Below are 19653 nucleotides of genomic sequence, written 5' to 3'. Positions count from 1 at the left end.
AGGTGTAGATAAATTTTTATAGCACAAAAGTTAACAAACATTGTTAACGCTATAATCATACACTACACTACTATGAAGAAACTTTTTTATATGATCATTGGAGCATTGGGCATTGTTGCATCAGCAAAAGCTCAAACTGTTCCACTGATGCCTAACGTTAATATAGGCATTAAAGGCGGTGTAAACTTATCTGCATTTTCTACCGAGAAAACTCTAAGTGCCGATAACAGGGCAGGATATCTCGCAGGTATATGGGGCCGTATAGGTATTGGCGGGCTTCATTTCCAGCCGGAGTTATATTACACATCAAAGAACGTAAAATTTTACGATTCTGGTGCCCGTGCCGAAAACACTGCGAAATTCAGAAGCATTGACCTTCCTTTATTAATTGGTAAGCGTTTTGGCTTAATGGGAGTTGGTACGCGTTTTAACACAGGACCGTTGGTATCATTTGCAGTAAGTCATGACCAAAGCGTAGGTGATGCTTTCAGTAATGCTAGCCGCCTGCGTGTTAAGGACCAAAATTACGCTTGGCAGTTTGGTGCCGGACTTGACGTTTCACGCTTATCACTTGATTTACGTTATGAGTTGGGCTTAAACAAAGTAAAAAACGGCGAAGGTAATGCGGATGTAAGATTGAATATGTTCAATTTCACTGTTGGCTATCGCTTATTTGCTATGTAAGGCATACCAAATCACTAAAAAACAAAGGCATCACTATTAGTTAGCGATGCCTTTGTTTTTATATAACACTGTCATTAAGCGTGTTTTATAGCATGCTCTAAAGCCGCGTTATGCTTGTACCTGAACACAAAAGGAAATATAATAGCAATGATGAGCGCGTAAGCTGCAAAAGTTAACCAGATGCCTTGCCAGTCTTTAGTTTTATCGGCAAGTGTAAAATAGTGATCAATGAGGTAACCACTGGCAAAGCTACCAAACAGGGCGCCAAAGCCGTTTACCATCATCATAAACAAGCCCTGCGCGCTACCACGTATAGCTGGTGTAGTTTGCGTTTCAACAAATAATGATCCAGAGATATTGAAAAAGTCGAAAGCCATACCGTATACAATGCACGATAACACAATCATCCATAAACCGTCTGCAGGATTACCAAAAGCAAATAGCCCAAAACGCAATACCCATGCAAGCATACTAAACAGCATTACGTATTTGATGCCAAACTTTCGAAGGAAGAAGGGAATAGCTAATATGAACAACGTCTCAGATATTTGAGAAATTGACATGATGATAGCTGGGTAACGCACAGCAATAGCATCTTTATAAGCATCTACCTTTTCAAAGTCATGTAAAAAAGTATCACCATAAGCATTGGTTAATTGAAGTGCTGCACCCAGCAACATTGAAAAAGCAAAAAATATGGCAAAGCGTGGAGTCCTGAACAAGGCAAAGGCATTGAGTCCTAACCTTTCGGTAAATGAGCGCTTCTCACTTAGTCTTAATTGCGGCGGACATTTAGGCAAGCTGAATGAGTACAAGCCTAGGGCCAGGGCAACTCCCGAAGCGATGTAAAACTGATTTGCCGATGTTTCATTGTGTGTCAGGCTCACCGTCCATAACGCGGCTATGAAGCCAATAGTGCCCCAAATGCGAATGGGTGGGTAGTCTTTAACCACATCAAGATTGCTGCCCTTAAGTGCAGAATAAGCCACAGTGATGGATAATGACAACGTTGGCATGTAAAAGATCATGTTGAGCAACATAACCCAAAAGAATGTAGATGGGTCGCCAACTAATGGCAGGCAAAGCAATGTTAGTGCGCCGCCTATATGCATGATCCCGTAAAGCTTTTCGGCGTTAATAAAACGATCTGAAATTATACCTGTGAGGGCAGGCATAATTATAGCCGATATGCCCATGGTTGAAAATATTGCACCAAACTGTGCACCCGACCACTGTTTGTTTTGAAACCAATATGCACCAATGGTGAGCAGCCACGCTCCCCATATAAAAAACTGCATAAAATTCATCAGTATTAAGCGTGACTTAATATTCATAAAAGCACGAAGAGTTTAATCGGGTAATAATAGTTTTAATTAAAGGGGAAAAGTAGATAAATATTGCGATATGAAAAAGATTTTCGCGTAAGAAAACTGCAATATTATCGCACATGGCAACTTATCAATCCACGAGGAAGTTATTGCCACAAGAGCAATAAATAAACCTTATGCAGTATAATTTAAGATGCTTTGCGCTTATTAAGTTCATCTCTGATTTTTGCCGCCTTTTCGTATGCTTCTTCATTAAGTGCATCTTTAAGCAGGTTTTTTAATTCATCAGTACTTAGTGATGTATAATTGTTTACACTACCTGCAGCTGCTTGCTTTTCTTCACCGGGTTCGCTCAGATTTTCCAAATAAACAAAATCGTTACCTTCAATTACAATACCCGCGGTGGATAATATAAACTCATGTGTATAAATGGGGCATGAAAATCTAACAGCCATTGCAATAGCATCTGAGGTACGCGCGTCAATTTCGGTTGTTTTTTTGCCGTCAGAGCAAATAAGTTTGGCATAAAAAATCCCGTCAACCAGGTTGTAAATAATTACTTCCTGGATGTTGATGCTGTAAGCCTGCGCAAAACTTTTGAATAAATCATGGGTGAGCGGGCGGCTGGGCGTCATTTTTTCAATTTCAATGGCAATTGCCTGCGCCTCAAAGCTGCCTATTATTATGGGCAACCGGCGACGGCCGCTAACTTCGCCTAAAACTAAAGCATATGCACCCGATTGTGTTTGGCTGTAAGATAAACCAACAATATCGAGCTTTATTTTTTTCATGTTATTACCCATCACAACTTAACCTTTAACGGCTGTATAGCATATTTTATGCCGTACTAACTGTTTGCTACTATAATCCCTTAAACCTGTTAAGCCCGGGTTTGTTGCAGAAAAGGCAATTTTATATGCCCGCACAAACGTGATAACTGTTACAAGGTTGATGCTATAGCCGCCAAACATTACATTTGCACAGCAGGCAGCATAATTTTGCGGCCTTATTGGCAAAAGTACACAAAAAACACACAGTTTAAAATGCAGGCTAACCGCTTACAAAAACTGCTCGAATTTTTACAAAGCGAGCCTAATGACGAGTTTGTTCAATATGCTTTAGCAACTGAATATTTAAAACTCAAAGACACTGATAATGCCCTTAAGTATTTTGAAGGACTGGTTAATAATCATCCCAACTATAGCGGCACCTATTACCATTTGGGTAAGCTATATGAACAGTTGAACCGCAAGGAAGATGCATTGAGAACCTATCAGCAAGGCATGCAAATAACCCGTCAAAAACGAGATAATCATGCGCTGTCGGAACTACAATCTGCGTATAACCAGGCTTCAGGTTTATATGACGACGATGATGATGACTATTAGCAACCTGAGTTGGCAAACGGAGATCATTTTTAACAATCAATAAAGCTTATTCTACTGGTAATCATCCGTTACTTAAACAATTATTCCATTAACAACACTCCCGTCCATTGAAAAACCGCCAGCTGCTTTTTCTTCGCGATACTTTGGTTTACACCTTCAGTACATTTGGCGGGCCGCAGGCGCATGTAGCTATATTGCTGCGTGATTTTGTAGAAAAGAGAAAGTATGTTACGGAAGCAGAGCTGATGGAGTTGAGTGCTTTATCGCAAATTTTGCCCGGACCATCGTCAACCCAAACGCTCGTTGGCGTTGCCTGGAAGGTAGGAGGGTTGCGGCTGGCCTTGTTAACTTTTTTAATTTGGGTTTTGCCTTCAGCAGCTATTATGTGCCTGGCTGCAATAGGTTACAAAACCTTTGCCTCTACAGGAAAAATAAATGACATTTTACATTTCATACGGCCTGCCGCCGTTGGTATTGTTGCTTATGCTGCTGTAACATTTGCGCAAAAGATAGTCAATAGCAGGGTAAGCGCTTACCTGGCAACGGGCTCATTAATAGCGACACTTATACTGCAAAACCCTTATGCGTTTCCGCTACTGATTTTGCTTGGCGGCATCATATCATCAGCATTCGAAACACAACCTGTGGAAGACGCCATAAGGGTTAAGTTGTTTTCAAATGTAAACCCCAAAAAGGTAGGTTACTTTATTGGCATACTATTATTCTTTGGCGCACTGGGTGCGTTGATCAACAGAACTTCACCGTTTAGTTTGCCAGTACGTTTGTTTGAAAACTTTTATCGTAACGGTATTCTGATTTTCGGCGGTGGGCAAGTATTGGTACCGTTGATGTATACCGAATTTGTTGAATTAAAGCATTACTTAAGCAATGCTGAATTCTTGTCGGGGTACGCACTTCAACAGGCCTTACCGGGACCAACCTTTTCATTTACTTCATTTGTTGGAGCAATTACTTTAGGTAACAAGGGCTATGGAATTGCTGGTGAGGTTATTGGTAGTATAGTAGCCGTTATCGGCATCAACTTGCCAGGCTTAATTTTAATACTTTTTATAGTTCCGTTTTGGGAAGATTTGAAAAAGATTACACGCATTAAAAACTCGCTCAGTGGTATAAATGCCGTAGCAGTAGGCTTTATGGCTACCGCACTAATCCTGTTGGTAGCACCTTTCGGTACCGATTGGATGTCTTACCTTATTATGATTTGCACTTTCTGTCTCCTGTACTTTACTAAAATAAAAACGCCTGTCGTTATTTTGGCAGGCGTTGTATTAGGATTGTTAATTTAATTTATTTAAAAAGGAGCTTCATCATCCATGTCATCCATACGGGAAGGCCTGATTATAATGTTGCCCGGATTACTGTCAAAACCCTGTGATGGGGATAAGCCAGAGAATGCATTTCCGCCGCCGCCACCCGGTGGAAGATAATTGTCCATGCTGGTTTCCAAATCGGCAAACTTAACATACTTGCCCACAAACTTAAGCCTTACAGTACCGGTTTCACCATTACGGTGCTTGGCTATAATAACTTCACCAACCCCTTTAGTTGGGTTGTTGTCTTCGTCAAACTCCAAACCGTAGTATTCCGGACGATAAAGGAATAGCACCATATCGGCATCCTGCTCAATAGAGCCCGACTCACGTAAGTCAGACAACATTGGACGCTTTGATCCACCTGGACGGCTCTCAACTGCCCGGCTCAACTGCGAAAGCGCAATTACCGGCACTTGTAGTTCTTTGGCTACCATTTTAAGGGCACGAGATATACTACCAATTTCCTGCTCACGGTTACCTCCGCCTTTACCGTCAACCTTACCCGTCATCAACTGCAAATAGTCGATGATGATTAATTGAATATCATGTTGTGATTTTAAACGACGGCATTTTGCGCGGAACTCAAATATATTTAAGCCCGGTGTGTCATCAATAATAAGAGGGGCTGCCTCTAAGCGGCCAATTTTAGAGTGAATCTGTTGCCATTCCCACTCCTCCATTTTACCTTTTCTGATTTTTTCCTGCTCAATTTCCGCCTCGCCCGATATCAAACGGTTAACCAACTGAACCGACGACATCTCCAAAGAAAACACTACTACAGGTTTATTAAAATCAACGGCGGCATTACGTGCACAGCTTAATACAAACGCCGTTTTACCCATTGCCGGGCGGGCAGCAATAATAACCAAATCTGATTTTTGCCAGCCCGATGTCATGCGGTCTAGGTCAGTGAAGCCCGTACCTATACCTGTAAGCCCGTCAGTCTTATTTTTGAGCTCCTCAATTTCCTTTAAGGTCTCCTGCATCAAATCATCCATTTTACGCGAGTCGCGCCTTAGGTTGTTTTGAGCTATATCGAAAAGGTTTTTTTCCGCACGGTCTAATAGTTCAAGAATGTCCGTAGTATCTTCATACGCAAGGTTAATGGTATCTGTTGATATACGTATTAGCTCGCGTTGAATATATTTTTGAATAATTATACGGGCGTGGTATTCAATGTTAGCCGCCGAAGCTACACGGTTGGTAAGTTCAGTAATGTAAAATGCACCACCTACCATTTCAAGCTCACCCTGCATGCGCAGTTGTGCGGTAACAGTCAAAATATCAACAGGTGATGTTTTTTCGAAAAGTATACGAATGGCGTTGAAGATTTTTTGATGCGATTCAACATAGAACACCTCCGGCTTCAACACGTCAATAACCGAAGACAATGCATCTTTTTCTAACATCAGCGCGCCAAGTACAGCCTCCTCTAAATCACGGGCCTGAGGGGGCAGCTTACCAGCGAGCATGTTACTTGCAGCATAAGTTTTACTGCGACGATCATTGCCTGTACGGTTGTTATTTTCAAATATCATTATGGGTTTCTCCAGAAATAGTGGGGGAGCAAAAATATACAAAATAGAGGTGGTGGCTTAACACTAATTTGCTTTAATTACTCACTAGCGCTGTTGAAAAGTTTTTAACGGCTTAGTGTTCAAATTATTCACACCAATTTTGTATTGATTATGTAAACCATCTGCTCTTATTTACATAGAACGCATTTTGCCCGTAATAATGTGTACTTTTGGCATCTTATTTTTATAAAAACATGGCAGACAATTATCCACCCCGGCGCAGTAACAACGCGCAATTTATTTTTGGCATAAGGGCTATTATTGAGGCCATTGTATCGGGAAAGGATATTGAAGCGCTTTACATACAGCGCGGATTAACCGGTCAGCTTTATCAGGAGCTTAAGGAAACTGTAGCTGAATATCAGCTTACGGCTCAATTTGTTCCGGTAGAGAAACTGAACCGCATGACCACTAAAAATCATCAGGGTGCGGTAGCTGTAATTTCGCCAATTACCTATCAACGGATTGAAAACATTATACCTGAAATTTATGAAAAAGGTGAGGTGCCGCTTATATTGGTGCTGGATAGCATAACCGATGTGCGCAACATGGGAGCTATAGCGCGTACAGCGGAATGTGCCGGTGTGCATGCCATATTAATACCAGCTAAGGGTTCGGCGCAAATTAATGCCGATGGTGTTAAAACATCAGCAGGCGCACTTTACAAAATACCTGTTTGCCGCCACGAAAATTTTGTGCAAACTGTACGTTTTTTACAGGAGTCGGGTTTACAACTGGTATGTTGTACCGAAAAAACCAACGATTACCTTTACAAGCCCGATTACACTGTGCCTACAGCTGTAATAATGGGCTCGGAAGAAGATGGTATAAGAAATGATATAATCAGGATTTCAGACCATCTGGCCAAAATTCCAATGTTTGGCGAAATTGAATCGCTCAACGTTTCTGTATCTGCAGGAATTATATTGTACGAGGCAGTAAGACAAAGAACGGCTGGACAATAAAAAAAAAGCCCCTGGTATTAAAATAACAGGGGCTTTTTCATCTATGAAATATAAAGATCACGCCATCTTTTCCGCTCTGTTTTCTACTGATAATTTACCGTTCCCTTCAACCAAGAACACAACCAAACCAATCAGTACAGATACTGACAGCCAGAACTCGGCATAAGGCCTAAAAATATGCTGACTAAGGTTTACAAAAACTACCGCAACAACCAGAATTGGCAGGTTTAACAAACAAAACATGCGGGTGTTAGAGCCGAGGGCTATGAAAAAGCCCCCAAAAACGTGTAACAGAATAATAAGATGCGCAACAATACTTAACGATAGTGCCATTGGCAGTCCCGATTCGGTCATTAAGGATGTAAAGGCGTGAAGATTAAGCATAAAAGATATGCCTTTCCAAACCAGCACAATACCTAAAATTATACGAAACAGATCTAACCACTTTGGATGATTCTGATCACCCCAAAGTTGAATGCGGGAAATAAATTTCATAATGTTTATAATTGGTATACTAATATAACGCAATTACAGCTTAATTTGTTACTTCAGACAGGCTTAATAAGCTGTTTGTTAAACAATTACGATAGTTATAACAACTTTCATTTTAAGTAGATAAAATTTCAATGAATACACTATCAACCAATAATTTTTTTAAACGCAGGGTACTTTTGTGCTTTCTAATAGCAATTTGCCTTACTTCATTTTCACAGGCTCAGATAACTAATTACAAAACAAAATTTGCTAAAGGCGCTGACATTAGCTGGTTGCCGCAAATGGAAGCCACCGGATTTAAGTTTTACAACACAGCAGGTAAAGAAGAAGACTGCTTTAAAATTTTAAAGGATAAAGAAATTAATACCATTAGGCTACGAACGTGGGTTAATCCAAGCAACGATAAAGCAAGTGGCCACTGTAGTAAAGAGGAAACGGTTGCCATGGCCGTAAGAGCAAAGAAATGGGGAATGCGCATAATGATTGATTTTCATTATAGTGATACCTGGGCTGATCCGGGTAAGCAGGTTAAACCCAAGGCCTGGGAAGGGCATGACTTTAATACCTTGCTTGATGATGTTTACAGCTATACTGAAGATGTAATGCAAGCTTTGGTAAATGCGGGAGTTTATCCTGAGTGGGTGCAGGTTGGCAATGAAACGCCGGGTGGTATGATCTATCCGGAAGGAATCACAAACAACTGGCCACAATTAGCCCAATTAATTAACAAAGGATACGACGCAATAAAAAAGGTGTGCTCAAAAAGTAAAGTCATCCTGCATCTAGACCGAGGAAATGACAATGCTCGCTTTAGGAACTGGTTTGACAAAGCGACGTTGCATGGTGCCAAATTTGATGTGATTGGTATGTCTTATTACCCTTACTGGTTAAAAGGTAAACCTGATTATACACTATCCATAGATGATTTAGGCAAAAATTTGAATGACATGGCACAACGGTATAACAAAGAGGTAATGATTGTTGAGGTAGGAGGAGAGGCCAATAAGCCCCATAATACCTATGGCATGCTCATAGCCGTACAACAAAAGGTAAAGCAGGTACCTAACGGCAAAGGGCTTGGCGTTCTGTACTGGGAACCGCAAGGCGCAGCATCATGGAGCCACTATGCGTTAAGTGCATGGGGAGACGATGGTAAGCCAACCAAAGCACTTGATGCATTCCTCAAATAGAATTTGTAACAGGTCTATTTAAACCGAGCAAGCCAATTTTTAACAACCATTTTAAAAAGAAGGTATGCCTCAACAAGCGGACCTGTTAACTTACTATAGGTATTTTAAAACAAAATGTAGATCCTTTTCCAAATTCACTTTCAACCCATATGTTGCCGTTGTGACGAGACACGATTTCTGAACAAAGGTATAAACCAATTCCAAAGCCGGAAATTGCAGTCATATGGTCTCCCTTTACGCGATAATACCGGTCAAACAACCTTTGCTGATCTTCGGGTTTTACACCCATACCGGCATCTGTAACGCACACCTCGGCAAAATTATCTTTGGTTACGCAGGCAATTTGTATTGTACTGCCTTGCGGTGAATATTTTACCGCATTACTTATTAAATTATTAATAACCTGACCAATTTTATCACGATCGGCAATTACAGGAGTATACTCTACAGGTGCGAACAAAACTTTGTGGCTACTGATTGTAGTTAACGATTCATCTTCAACCTCTTTAACCAGCTCGGCCATATCAAAAAACTGCTTGTCAATATGAATCTTGCCCGACTCGAATCTTGACACATTCAAAAATCCATTGATGATGACAGTCATCTTTTTGATTTGGTTGGCAACCTTATCTAATGCGCCGGCAGTAAAAACGTCCTGATTTTTAACCGAACGGCCTTGCAGCATCTGGATGTAAGCGTTGACCGAGGTGAGCGGAGTTTTTAACTCATGACTAACCATGCCTATAAAATCATTTTTACGCTGTTCATCCTGCTTGCGTTCAGTAATATCCAACAACATTCCGTTAAGACTTTCGGGCTTGCCGTCTGCATTAAAGCGAGCTTTACCTTTAGCTTTAACTATGCGTGGTATATTTGTATTCGGATTGATAATAGTATACTCTATATCATAATTTCCATCAGAAGCCGGATTCAGCGCGTTAGCTATTGCATCGTTAACAAACCTGCGGTCTTCATCGGCAATTACATTTGTAGCTAGCTCCAGGCAAATATGTTCATCTGGCCCTAAGCCAAACCACTTCTTTAATATTTCATTACCTGAAAAAAGATTGGATTGGGGATTATAATAGAAAGCTCCGAGATCACCTGCATCAATAGCCAAGCTAAACATTTCCTGCATATGCTGTGCTTCGCGGCGCTCTTTAACGGCCTCAGTAATATCTTCAAGTATAATCAATACCCCATCAATTATGCCTGATGAATCTTTCAAAGCCTCGTATACTGAATTTACTATAGCTTCCCGTGTTCCGTCGCCGTCCCTAAGCATTACTCGAAACTCACGGTTTACCTGGCGTTCACCGGTTCTGTAAACGTTATCCAGCCAGCCAAACACCGGCTGCCCTTCCAGTTCGGGGCGTGCTTGCCTATGCGGACGATCAATTACTTCTTCAAGCTTTCGTCCCCATATATTGAGGATAGCTTCATTTGCAATTTCAATGACATGATCAGGGCCCCGCAAAACACACATACCTACAGGGGCCTGCTCTAACACGTCGCGTAAACGGGCCCTGCTTTCGTTAAGATTATTGTTTGATTCTAAAAGCTGCGATTGTGTATCGGCCAGCTCCTCATTGGTAGCTCGTAGTTCTTCGTTTATTGATGCCTGCTCTTCGTTAATTGCATATAACTCTTCATTGGCATCTTGCAAACGGCTTTCACTTTGTTCCAGCTGTACTCTTGAGTTTACTTCTTCGGTTATGTCAGTTACTGTTCCAATGAACCGTTGCGGCTTATCAGCAGCATCAAAATGAACCTGGCCAATGGCATGCACCCAGCGTATAAGTCCATCTTCGGCACCCACTGTGCGATATTTTACGTTATACTTGCCGCCGGTTTTTTGTTTGTCATAGGCTTCGTTTACAGCATTAACCGTATGCTCATGATCATCAGGATGTAATCCGTTTACAAAGTCTGAAGAGTAAGTAACCTTTTGTTTGGGGGATACACCGAACAATTCTTTACAGCGCTCATCCCAAATGAGTACGTCATGAGTTACATCTAAATCAAATATTCCCACACCACCGGCCTGCTTTGCCATAGCCAGTTGCTCAAGCGAATTACGATTCTCTTCGCTTATAGCAGCTAATTCCTCGTTTAGTGAGCGTAATTCTTCGTTATTTGCGGTAAGCTCTTCAACTAACTGCTGTTCATTCTCAATACGCTCCCTTATTTCCTGCCAGTACTTTTGTTGCTGCGTAACATCGGTAGCTGTATGGAGTATGCATAAAGTGCTTCCATCATCTTTCTTGATGGCCTTATATTCAAAATCAAATAGAGAGCGCTTAAGTTCTCCATCAATCAGTAAATCGGCAGGCATACATTCCGCTACGTATGTTTCGCCTGTACGCCAAACATTTTGCAATAAAGCAGTAAATGGCTGTCCTTTTATTTCCGGTATAGCTTCTTCAAAAGTTTTTCCAATTATACTCCTGTCCTTACCCCAAATGCGGAGCATTGAATCATTAACAAAACGTATATGGAGATCCTCGGAATTATAAATAGCGGTAGCCTTTTTACTTTGCGCTAATACCTGCAAAACTGCAGAATCATCTAGCGTGGGCTTTATATTATCAGTCATTAATAATGCAACGGTGTATAGCTAACAAAAATATGATACTTTTTTAAAAAGGGAAAGGAGTATTTCACAACGCCTGCGCACAAACTGTAGTTGTAAACTTATTTAAAAATCGTGCTTATTTAAAGCGGCCAGCAAATCATCCAGGAAACTTTTTTGACGCTCGTTAATTTTTAAACAAGCATTCTCGTAACTGAACCATCCAGCCCTGTCAATTTCGGGTATAGTTATATACTTACCTGATTTGTAAGGGTACTCCATATCGAAGGTATTGCTTACAATTTTGTCTTGGTTTACATCTGCTTCAACAGCCCAGCAACTAACAACTTTGCCGCCTTTTTGCTTAATTGGTGTAAGCGCTATAAAGTTATCACCATTCACTGGCAAGCCGGTTTCTTCCTCAAATTCACGTTTAGCTGCACTCAGCGCATCTTCGCTGCTATCATATTCACCTTTTGGTATACTCCAAACGCCCGCATCTTTACCCTTAAAGTAAGGGCCGCCAGGATGAACCAAAAAAAACTGAAGCTCGCTATCACGCTTTCGGTACAATAACAATCCTGAGCTTTGTTTTGGCATTTATAAAGTTGACTTGGATATGGTTAATGCACTACAAACAGCTCAAACCTGTTTAAAGTTTTAAAACGAAAGGGGTGATGCGATAAAGAAGTTATCATCGCAGAACTTACTCAAATAACATCATTAAAAATCCTTCTAAAAGAAATGTTACAAAAGTAAACCCGTTTATATTCGACCTATCCTTATAATGTGCTTGTTGACAAATTGTTATAAGTAAACGAGTTTCACATATTTTATACGCTGAATATAAGTACCCTTCAAGTGTTAAAAATACAAATTGATATTCATAACAGCCGTTAAATTAATCTATGTTCCAAAGAATGCAAAGATCAATTGAACCTGCTTCAGTTGATAATAAAATAAACAATTGCATTTCCTTTAGGTTTAGATTAAGCTACTTGGTGTCGAGGGCATCCAATGTGTTGATAAATCGGACCATCAGCTTCGAATAAACTGTCATTAACCAGTTGTGCATTATGAAAAAAGAATCAGGGGAACCAAAATTCAGTACCAAAACATCGCCTAAAGAACAGCCGGCATTGCTGGAGTTATTTACAGACGGAATCAAAGACATTTACTGGGCCGAGAACCATCTGGTTAAAATTTTGCCTAAGATGATTGCAGCAGCAACATCAAAAGCGCTTGCTCAAGGAATAACAGATCACCTGGAAGAAACCAGAACGCATGTATCACGCCTTGAACAGGTGTTTGAATTGCTGGGCGAAAAAGTGCAGGCACAAAAATGCGATGCGATGGAAGGCCTGGCTAAAGAAGGCGAAGGCATTATTGAAAGCACCGAAGCCGGTACGGCAACACGAGACGTTGGAATTATTCTGGCCTCCCAAAAAGTGGAGCACTATGAAATCGCTACTTACGGCGGATTACATCAACTCGCCATCACGCTTGGTCTGGAAGACGTTGCAGGTATTTTAGCCGAAACATTAGCGGAAGAGAAAGCCGCAGACAAAAAATTAACCCAAGTAGCCGAAAGCGATATTAACTACAGCGCAGCAACTCAAGAATAACATGGCAAAGAAACCATCACCTAAAATGGGTACTGAGGCTGCTATTGACAAACAACTGGCACCACAACCTGAAAATACAAAAACACAAAGTCTTGCTCCGCATACGGCAGATGCTGCTGGTGAGCAAATGAATACAAATACCGGGTTACCGATAAACGACGATCAAAATTCGCTAAAAGCAGGAGACCGCGGCCCGTCTTTACTGGAAGATTTTCTCTTCCGCGAAAAAATGACTCATTTTGATCATGAACGTATACCGGAAAGAGTAGTACATGCGCGCGGTTCGGGAGCGCATGGCGTATTTAAGTTATATAAGCCTTTGGCTGAATATACAAAAGCCGCTTTCCTGAACGATACAGAGGTAGAAACGCCGGTGTTTGTTCGTTTTTCAACAGTAGCAGGCTCAAGAGGTTCAACAGACCTTGCGCGCGATGTGCGGGGTTTTGCTGCAAAGTTTTATACTACCGAGGGTAATTTTGACTTGGTTGGTAATAACATGCCCGTCTTTTTTATTCAGGATGCAATCAAATTTCCAGACCTAATACACGCTGTTAAACCGGAACCTGATAATGAAATTCCACAAGCGGCTTCTGCACATGACACCTTTTGGGATTTTATCTCGCTGATGCCGGAATCGGCACACATGATCATGTGGGCGATGAGTGACCGTGCCATCCCGCGCAGCTATCGCATGATGGAGGGTTTTGGTGTGCATACATTCCGCCTGATTAATGCCGAGGGCAAGGCCAGTTTTGTTAAATTTCATTGGAAGCCCTTGTTGGGTGTACATTCTGTAGCTTGGGACGAAGCACAAAATATTTCAGGAAAAGACCCGGACTTTCATCGCAGAGATCTATGGGATGCTATTGAAAGTGGTAATTTCCCTGAGTATGAGTTAGGCTTACAAATTATTCCGGAGGAGGATGAATTCAAATATGACTTTGACTTGCTGGATTCAACCAAATTGGTGCCCGAAGAATTAGTACCGGTGCAGCGTGTAGGTAAACTGACTCTGAACCGTAATCCGGATAACTTCTTTGCAGAGACCGAGCAGATTGCTTATCACATTGGCCACGTAGTTCCGGGTATTGATTTTACCAACGATCCGTTATTACAAGGTCGTCTGTTCTCTTATACCGATACGCAGTTGACCCGTTTAGGCGGACCAAACTTCCAAGAGATACCGATTAACCGGCCGATAGTACCGGTACATAATAACCAGCGCGACGGGTTTATGCGACAAACTATAAACCGTGGTAAAACCAGTTATAATCCGAATTCAATCAGCGGCAACGATCCTCAGCAAGTTAAAGAAGCCGCAGGAGGGTTTGTAAGCTACCGCGAACGCATCGAGGCCCGCAAGGAACGCCTGCGCAATAAAAGTTTCTTTGACCATTTTAGTCAGGCCAGATTGTTCTTCAACAGTCAGTCTGACCCGGAAAAAAATCACATTGTAGACGCGCTTACTTTTGAATTAGGAAAAGTCAAAACCATCGCCATCCGCGAGCGGATGCTGGGCATCCTTGTACAGATTGACAAGGGCCTGGCCACCCAAGTGGCTTACGGCTTAGGATTACACTTGCCTGAGATATTGCCAACCAACCAAAGTATTCCGGCTGACGGCAATCCGGCAGATTACCAATCGGTACAAGTAGACGGCGCTCTGGCCAAATCGGAAGCACTAAGTATGGCTGGTACGGTTAAAGATTCTATTAAAAGCCGCAAAATTGCTTTGCTTGCTGCTGATGGCGCAGATGCAAACTCCGTTAAAGCAGTAAAAGACGCGCTTATTGCGGAAGGAGCCACTGTTGAGGTAATTGCACCGCGCCAAGGTTTTATAACAGCTGAGGATGACTCAAAAATAGAAGTGGATCAAAGCTTTTTAACCGCTGCTTCCGTACTGTTTGATGCTGTATATGTGGCTGGTGGTACTAACGCTGTAGCTACCTTGGAAGCTGAAGCCAACGCCGTACACTTTTTAAATGAGGCGTTTAAGCACTGTAAACCTATAGCAGCGGCGGAGGAAGCCATGCAAGTGATTAATGCCACCTATTTCAGCAAGAAGCTTCCGCCTGATTTTTCTGAAGAGGCTGTATTAAGTGAAGGGATACTCGTAGGAAGAGTAGATAAAAATTTTACAAGGCTTTTAATTAAAATGATTGCACAACATCGTTTTTGGGAGCGTGAAAAACCAAGATTGATTCCTGCTTAACATATTCTGCATTAATGAGTGAATTAATTCAACCCATTATCAACGCCGCCCGCGCGGGCAGCGTTGATGCTTTAAAAAGTTTAATAACCGCTGATACAGATCTAAACGCAACCGATGAAAAAGGTTACACACCGCTTATCATCGCTTGTTATAGTAACCGTTTGGAAGCGGCAAGATACCTGTTGGAAGCAGGAGCGGACCCGAATGCAGCCGACTTGGGCGGTAATACCGCGCTGATGGGTGCCTGCTTTAAAGGCTACCCGGAGATAGCCAAATTACTTATTGAAAATGGAGCTGACCTAAACCGGCAGCACGCAAACGGAGGTAGTGCGTTAATGTTTGCTGCAATGTTTGGCCGTAATACACTTATTAAATTGTTATTGGATTATGGCGCAGATAAAACGCTGCTGGATAACCGTGGCATGTCTGTGTTTGATTTAGCCGCACAGCAAGGGAATGAAGATGGCATTGCAATACTCGAAAATTATTAATCAATTCTAAAATTCAACAGTAAGGATGGCATAGACATAGTCTATGCCACAGTTGCATCAATAGTGTTGTTATAAGTTAGCTGTTAAATTTTGATGATGCTCTCAACAGAGGGCATCCATTTTTATGATTAAAATTGAATAGCCTAATTAACGTTTGAAATCGGCTCATTTGCAGTAAAACCAATTTGCTTATGCAATCATTTGCAACGTAAGAGTGAGATATTGCCAGGCGTTTTCTTAAAGCAATGAGTTAGTACTGTACCTGATACGGACATACAGAATGATTATCTCATTTAGTAGAAGTTTACTTTCAGGTAATTACTTGCTAAACTCATTCATTGAATTATCAATTATCGTTATTATACTTTTGTTATTTGGTAACTTAATATGTTTTACAATTGAATGTATGTACAATGAATAGACATTAAACATTCAATTTTTAAGTCAGTCAGGACCTGAAATTGCCCCATAGGATAATAACTAGCCTAAAATTAAAGTTATTACACTTTTTACATCAAACATTCCATTGGTTGTAAACTCATTGGTCTCACTTGAGCGTGATTTAAAAACAGGGGGAGTGTATCCAATTATTGAATTAATAAAGGTTGATATTGTGAGTGTTTTTTATTTCGGCCATCACAAAAGTACTGTGGGTGCTGCCAATACTTTCTACCGATCCTAATTTGTTAAACACAAAGTTCTGATAATGTCTCATATCGCGGGCAAATACTTTCAAAAAGAAATCGTAATCACCGGAAATGTTATAGCATTCCACTACCTCTTCAATCTGCTGAATATCCTTCACAAAGTTATGTCCAATCTTCCGATCATGTTGTTTTAACTTTATGTTACAGAATACAATGAGGCCCTGATTAAACTTTTCCGGATCCAGCAATGCGATATATTTCTTGATATAGCCTCCGGTTTCCAAACGTTTAACACGCTGCACAACCGGTGATGGTGACAAATTCACCTTTGTTGCAAGTTCCTTAATGGTAAAACTTGAGTCATTGGCTAATATTTTCAATAGTTTCAAATCAATATCGTCGAGTTGTTCCATAGCATAAATCACTGTTTTAGTACTCAAAGGTAAATAGAAACCGCACAAAAATTTGTGTAAATTCCATATTTAAGCTGATTTTGCTTAAAATATATACCTATTGCAGTCCTTATGACTGTTTATTTACCTTTACACAGAGTTTTTACTCGTGGTTCTTTGCTTATTTAAGCAATCAGTAGAGGTTTTACTTAGCGGTGAGTTAAAAGGGAATCGTTTGCAAATCACGAGCTGTCGCGCAACTGTAAGTAACACAAAAAGCTTTTATTAAAAATGGTCACTGCGCAAGCGGGAAGGCCTAAACAAAGCCGTTACAAGTCAGGATACCTGCCTTTACTGTGTTGACGATGCTTCCGCGTAAAGAGGCCATTGGTCAGATTGTATAGCTTCAAGATGTCAGCTTATAACGGTTGATTATTTCTGCTCGTCCATACATCTCCCTATTAACCCGCCTCTTAACCTTAGGTTTCTCGTCCTATTTTGAGATTTTATGATATAAAAAAAGACGTCCATAGAAATTATGCGGGATACAATTAAGAATGATTTTATGTTCAAATTGAGCAGTGTTTATTTTAATGAGGACTATATACCGTCCACCAGTACGCGCACAACGACCAACTTTGCTAACCTGGCAAGGGGAACAAGTCGTCAGGAAAACTTGCGTAACACCATTCAGATGATCAATAATCGATTCAATACTTTGGCACATTGGGATAATCCTGGTAATGATCGCTATTCGGTTGAACTGGAAATTATTTCTGTACATATAGATATTGATGGTAGTGGTGAAACATTCCCATCAATCGAGATATTACAAACATATATCACCGATCATCAAACAGGAAAACGCGTTGATGGAATAGTCGGTAATAACTTTTCTTCTTATATACGCGATTATGATTTCAGCGTGTTGCTTTTAGAGCATAACAAAGGCAAAGAACAATTTAGCATTCCTGATGACTTTGGTGAATTGCACGGCAAAATATTTAAACATTTCGTAAGTTCAGAAAGCTACAAAAAGCGTTTTTTTAAACTACCAGTTATCTGTCTGAGCGTAGCAGAGAGTAAAACCTATCATAGTTCAGGGAATTATCATCCGATTTTAGGTTTTGAATACAAAACCTCCCAATCTTCGTTAACAGAGCAATACTTCAATAAAATGGGCCTGCAGGTTCGCTATTTTATGCCACCACATAGTGCAGCCCCTTTAGCGTTTTATTTCTTTGGTGACTTGCTGGCTGATTACACCAACCTTGAACTGATTAGTACAATTAGTACCATGGAAACATTCCAAAAGGTTTACAGGCCTGAAATTTATAATGCCAATTCTGTTGCAGGGTTATGCTATAAGCCAAGTTTAAAAAATAAAGACCATTCTTTAACAAAGATCATTTACAACCGTGAAGAACGCAGCCAGTTAGCCATTGAACAAGGTAAGTTTGCAGAAGAACATTTCATCAAGCCTTACAAAAGTTTACTAGAAAAGTGGTCAGCCAATTTTGCGCTTTAATTATATAAACCCCAATCATTTTATCATGAATATATTATTGCCCACTTCAATTGTGGGAAGTTTACCTAAACCTGTTTGGCTTGCACCACCTGAAAAACTTTGGTCGCCCTGGAAATTAGAAGGCGATCAGTTAACGGAAGGTAAACAAGATGCTCTGCGCATCGCTTTGCAAGAACAGCTGTTGGCCGGGGTGGATATTATATGTGATGGTGAGCAAACACGCCAGCATTTTGTGACTACGTTTATTGAGCATTTAAGTGGCGTAGATTTTGAAAATCGTAAAATCGTAAAAATCCGTAACCGTTATGACGCGAGTGTTCCCGTTGTAGTGGATGAGCTTGCTCGTCGAAAGGCAGTTTTTGTCAATGACGCTAAATTTTTACGTCAACAAACAACTAAACCCATTAAATGGGCATTGCCTGGGCCGATGACAATGGTTGACACGTTATACGATGACCATTATAAAAGCAGAGAAAAATTGGCCTGGGAGTTTGCTAAAGTACTCAATGAGGAGGCGAGGGAACTGCAAGCTGCCGGGATAGATATCATTCAGTTCGATGAACCTGCATTTAATGTGTTTTTTGACGAAGTAAATGATTGGGGGATGGCAGCGTTAGAAAGAGCCATTGAAGGATTACACTGCAAGACTGCCGTACATGTTTGCTATGGTTATGGCATAAAAGCTAACAATGACTGGAAAAAAACATTGGGATCAGAGTGGCGTCAATACGAAGAGATTTTTCCAAAAATTCAAAAATCTGATATTGATATCGTCTCGTTAGAATGCCACAATTCAAACGTACCATTAAATTTGATTGAACTAGTCCGAGGAAAGAAAGTAATGGTTGGTGCAATTGATGTGGCTTCTAACAGGATTGAAACACCCGAAGAAGTAGCTAATACGCTAAGGAAAACGCTGGAGTTCGTAAATGTCGAAAATCTTTATCCTTCAACTAACTGCGGTATGGCTCCTTTATCACGAAACATTGCAAGAGCTAAATTGAGTGCTTTAAGCAAAGGTGCAGAAATTATACGCAACGGATTTGCCATATAGTCTCAATGTGCCACTTGAACATGGCATTTAACTTTGCAGCTTTCCATTCATAAGGTTAACGCGAGCGAATTAACCAATTTTTTAATTGAATCTTACTGCGTACGCAGTAAGATTCAATGATTAAAGGCTTTTGTTATTTGTTAAAAATCGTACTAAATGTGCAAAAAACAT

17 protein-coding genes and 1 riboswitch are annotated in these 19653 nt (G+C 40.8%); of the genes, 10 read left to right on the top strand and 7 right to left on the bottom strand.

The window, feature by feature from the left end; translation table 11 throughout:
* The first annotated feature begins 72 nt into the window (after positions 1–72).
* Positions 73–684, top strand: coding sequence for a porin family protein (locus QZ407_RS07735; protein WP_295769384.1), 612 nt, complete (start codon positions 73–75; stop codon positions 682–684).
* A 74-nt stretch (positions 685–758) separates the two neighbouring features.
* Here the strand turns inward: QZ407_RS07735 and QZ407_RS07730 are convergent, their stop codons facing one another.
* Positions 759–2018: a nucleoside permease gene (locus tag QZ407_RS07730; RefSeq protein ID WP_295769383.1), complete on the bottom strand. Its 1260-nt coding sequence runs from the start codon at positions 2016–2018 to the stop codon at positions 759–761.
* A 182-nt stretch (positions 2019–2200) separates the two neighbouring features.
* Complete coding sequence (locus QZ407_RS07725) at positions 2201–2803, bottom strand: bifunctional nuclease family protein (protein ID WP_295769382.1); 603 nt, start codon at positions 2801–2803, stop codon at positions 2201–2203.
* 252 nt (positions 2804–3055) lie between these two features.
* On the opposite strand from QZ407_RS07725, the gene QZ407_RS07720 reads away from it, so the two are divergent.
* The gene (locus tag QZ407_RS07720; protein ID WP_295769381.1) at positions 3056–3400 is read left to right on the top strand and encodes a tetratricopeptide repeat protein; all 345 of its coding nucleotides are present in this window, start codon (positions 3056–3058) and stop codon (positions 3398–3400) included.
* A 107-nt stretch (positions 3401–3507) separates the two neighbouring features.
* Complete coding sequence (gene chrA / locus QZ407_RS07715; protein ID WP_295769380.1) at positions 3508–4707, top strand: chromate efflux transporter; 1200 nt, start codon at positions 3508–3510, stop codon at positions 4705–4707.
* A 5-nt stretch (positions 4708–4712) separates the two neighbouring features.
* Here chrA and dnaB read toward each other — a convergent pair whose 3' ends face one another.
* Positions 4713–6272, bottom strand: coding sequence for a replicative DNA helicase (gene dnaB / locus QZ407_RS07710; protein WP_295769379.1), 1560 nt, complete (start codon positions 6270–6272; stop codon positions 4713–4715).
* A 233-nt stretch (positions 6273–6505) separates the two neighbouring features.
* Here dnaB and rlmB point away from each other — a divergent pair, with 233 nt between their 5' ends.
* The gene (rlmB, locus tag QZ407_RS07705) at positions 6506–7276 is read left to right on the top strand and encodes a 23S rRNA (guanosine(2251)-2'-O)-methyltransferase RlmB (RefSeq protein WP_295769377.1); all 771 of its coding nucleotides are present in this window, start codon (positions 6506–6508) and stop codon (positions 7274–7276) included.
* 57 nt (positions 7277–7333) lie between these two features.
* Here rlmB and QZ407_RS07700 read toward each other — a convergent pair whose 3' ends face one another.
* Positions 7334–7771, bottom strand: a complete 438-nt coding sequence (locus tag QZ407_RS07700) for a DoxX family protein (RefSeq protein ID WP_295769375.1) — start codon at positions 7769–7771, stop codon at positions 7334–7336.
* A 131-nt stretch (positions 7772–7902) separates the two neighbouring features.
* On the opposite strand from QZ407_RS07700, the gene QZ407_RS07695 reads away from it, so the two are divergent.
* On the top strand, positions 7903–8961 hold the full coding sequence (locus tag QZ407_RS07695) for a glycosyl hydrolase 53 family protein (protein WP_295769374.1): 1059 nt from the start codon (positions 7903–7905) through the stop codon (positions 8959–8961).
* Positions 8962–9046: 85 nt separating this feature from the next.
* On the opposite strand, the gene QZ407_RS07690 is transcribed toward QZ407_RS07695, so the two are convergent.
* Positions 9047–11557 (bottom strand): PAS domain S-box protein, encoded by a 2511-nt coding sequence (locus QZ407_RS07690; protein WP_295769372.1) that lies wholly within the window; start codon positions 11555–11557, stop codon positions 9047–9049.
* 102 nt (positions 11558–11659) lie between these two features.
* The gene (locus tag QZ407_RS07685) at positions 11660–12133 is read right to left on the bottom strand and encodes an NUDIX domain-containing protein (protein ID WP_295769370.1); all 474 of its coding nucleotides are present in this window, start codon (positions 12131–12133) and stop codon (positions 11660–11662) included.
* 476 nt (positions 12134–12609) lie between these two features.
* On the opposite strand from QZ407_RS07685, the gene QZ407_RS07680 reads away from it, so the two are divergent.
* From QZ407_RS07680 to QZ407_RS07670, 3 genes are read left to right on the top strand one after another with little or no spacing between them, the layout of a single operon-like run.
* On the top strand, positions 12610–13158 hold the full coding sequence (locus QZ407_RS07680) for a ferritin-like domain-containing protein (RefSeq protein WP_295769368.1): 549 nt from the start codon (positions 12610–12612) through the stop codon (positions 13156–13158).
* A gap of 1 nt (position 13159) precedes the next feature.
* Entirely contained in the window at positions 13160–15370 is a 2211-nt protein-coding gene (locus tag QZ407_RS07675) for a catalase (protein WP_295769365.1), read from the top strand.
* 14 nt (positions 15371–15384) lie between these two features.
* Positions 15385–15861, top strand: coding sequence for an ankyrin repeat domain-containing protein (locus QZ407_RS07670; protein ID WP_295769363.1), 477 nt, complete (start codon positions 15385–15387; stop codon positions 15859–15861).
* 595 nt (positions 15862–16456) lie between these two features.
* Here QZ407_RS07670 and QZ407_RS07665 read toward each other — a convergent pair.
* Positions 16457–16921, bottom strand: a complete 465-nt coding sequence (locus tag QZ407_RS07665) for an Lrp/AsnC family transcriptional regulator (RefSeq protein ID WP_295769361.1) — start codon at positions 16919–16921, stop codon at positions 16457–16459.
* Positions 16922–17083: 162 nt separating this feature from the next.
* Positions 17084–17268, top strand: a riboswitch (cobalamin riboswitch).
* Positions 17269–17438: 170 nt separating this feature from the next.
* On the opposite strand from QZ407_RS07665, the gene QZ407_RS07660 reads away from it, so the two are divergent.
* Together QZ407_RS07660 and QZ407_RS07655 are read left to right on the top strand one after the other, a co-directional pair.
* Positions 17439–18428, top strand: coding sequence for a DUF1852 domain-containing protein (locus QZ407_RS07660; RefSeq protein ID WP_295769359.1), 990 nt, complete (start codon positions 17439–17441; stop codon positions 18426–18428).
* Between the two features lie 25 nt (positions 18429–18453).
* Complete coding sequence (locus QZ407_RS07655) at positions 18454–19482, top strand: methionine synthase (RefSeq protein ID WP_295769357.1); 1029 nt, start codon at positions 18454–18456, stop codon at positions 19480–19482.
* Positions 19483–19653 lie beyond the last annotated feature (171 nt).

Origin of the sequence: uncultured Mucilaginibacter sp. (assembly GCF_913773635.1) — a bacterium.
Classification (GTDB): domain Bacteria; phylum Bacteroidota; class Bacteroidia; order Sphingobacteriales; family Sphingobacteriaceae; genus Mucilaginibacter.
Note: the sequence above shows the minus strand (reverse complement) of the source record. Positions and strands in the feature narration are given on the sequence as shown.

Excerpts from the sequence above, each read along its gene's own strand:
- QZ407_RS07735 (WP_295769384.1), top strand. The coding sequence starts at position 73 with ATGAAGAAACTTTTTTATATGATCATTGGAGCATTGGGCATTGTTGCA.
- QZ407_RS07730 (WP_295769383.1), bottom strand. The coding sequence starts at position 2,018 with ATGAATATTAAGTCACGCTTAATACTGATGAATTTTATGCAGTTTTTT.
- QZ407_RS07725 (WP_295769382.1), bottom strand. The coding sequence starts at position 2,803 with ATGAAAAAAATAAAGCTCGATATTGTTGGTTTATCTTACAGCCAAACA.
- QZ407_RS07720 (WP_295769381.1), top strand. The coding sequence starts at position 3,056 with ATGCAGGCTAACCGCTTACAAAAACTGCTCGAATTTTTACAAAGCGAG.
- dnaB (WP_295769379.1), bottom strand. The coding sequence starts at position 6,272 with ATGATATTTGAAAATAACAACCGTACAGGCAATGATCGTCGCAGTAAA.
- rlmB (WP_295769377.1), top strand. The coding sequence starts at position 6,506 with ATGGCAGACAATTATCCACCCCGGCGCAGTAACAACGCGCAATTTATT.
- QZ407_RS07700 (WP_295769375.1), bottom strand. The coding sequence starts at position 7,771 with ATGAAATTTATTTCCCGCATTCAACTTTGGGGTGATCAGAATCATCCA.
- QZ407_RS07695 (WP_295769374.1), top strand. The coding sequence starts at position 7,903 with ATGAATACACTATCAACCAATAATTTTTTTAAACGCAGGGTACTTTTG.
- QZ407_RS07690 (WP_295769372.1), bottom strand. The coding sequence starts at position 11,557 with ATGACTGATAATATAAAGCCCACGCTAGATGATTCTGCAGTTTTGCAG.
- QZ407_RS07685 (WP_295769370.1), bottom strand. The coding sequence starts at position 12,133 with ATGCCAAAACAAAGCTCAGGATTGTTATTGTACCGAAAGCGTGATAGC.
- QZ407_RS07680 (WP_295769368.1), top strand. The coding sequence starts at position 12,610 with ATGAAAAAAGAATCAGGGGAACCAAAATTCAGTACCAAAACATCGCCT.
- QZ407_RS07675 (WP_295769365.1), top strand. The coding sequence starts at position 13,160 with ATGGCAAAGAAACCATCACCTAAAATGGGTACTGAGGCTGCTATTGAC.
- QZ407_RS07670 (WP_295769363.1), top strand. The coding sequence starts at position 15,385 with ATGAGTGAATTAATTCAACCCATTATCAACGCCGCCCGCGCGGGCAGC.
- QZ407_RS07665 (WP_295769361.1), bottom strand. The coding sequence starts at position 16,921 with ATGGAACAACTCGACGATATTGATTTGAAACTATTGAAAATATTAGCC.
- QZ407_RS07660 (WP_295769359.1), top strand. The coding sequence starts at position 17,439 with ATGCGGGATACAATTAAGAATGATTTTATGTTCAAATTGAGCAGTGTT.
- QZ407_RS07655 (WP_295769357.1), top strand. The coding sequence starts at position 18,454 with ATGAATATATTATTGCCCACTTCAATTGTGGGAAGTTTACCTAAACCT.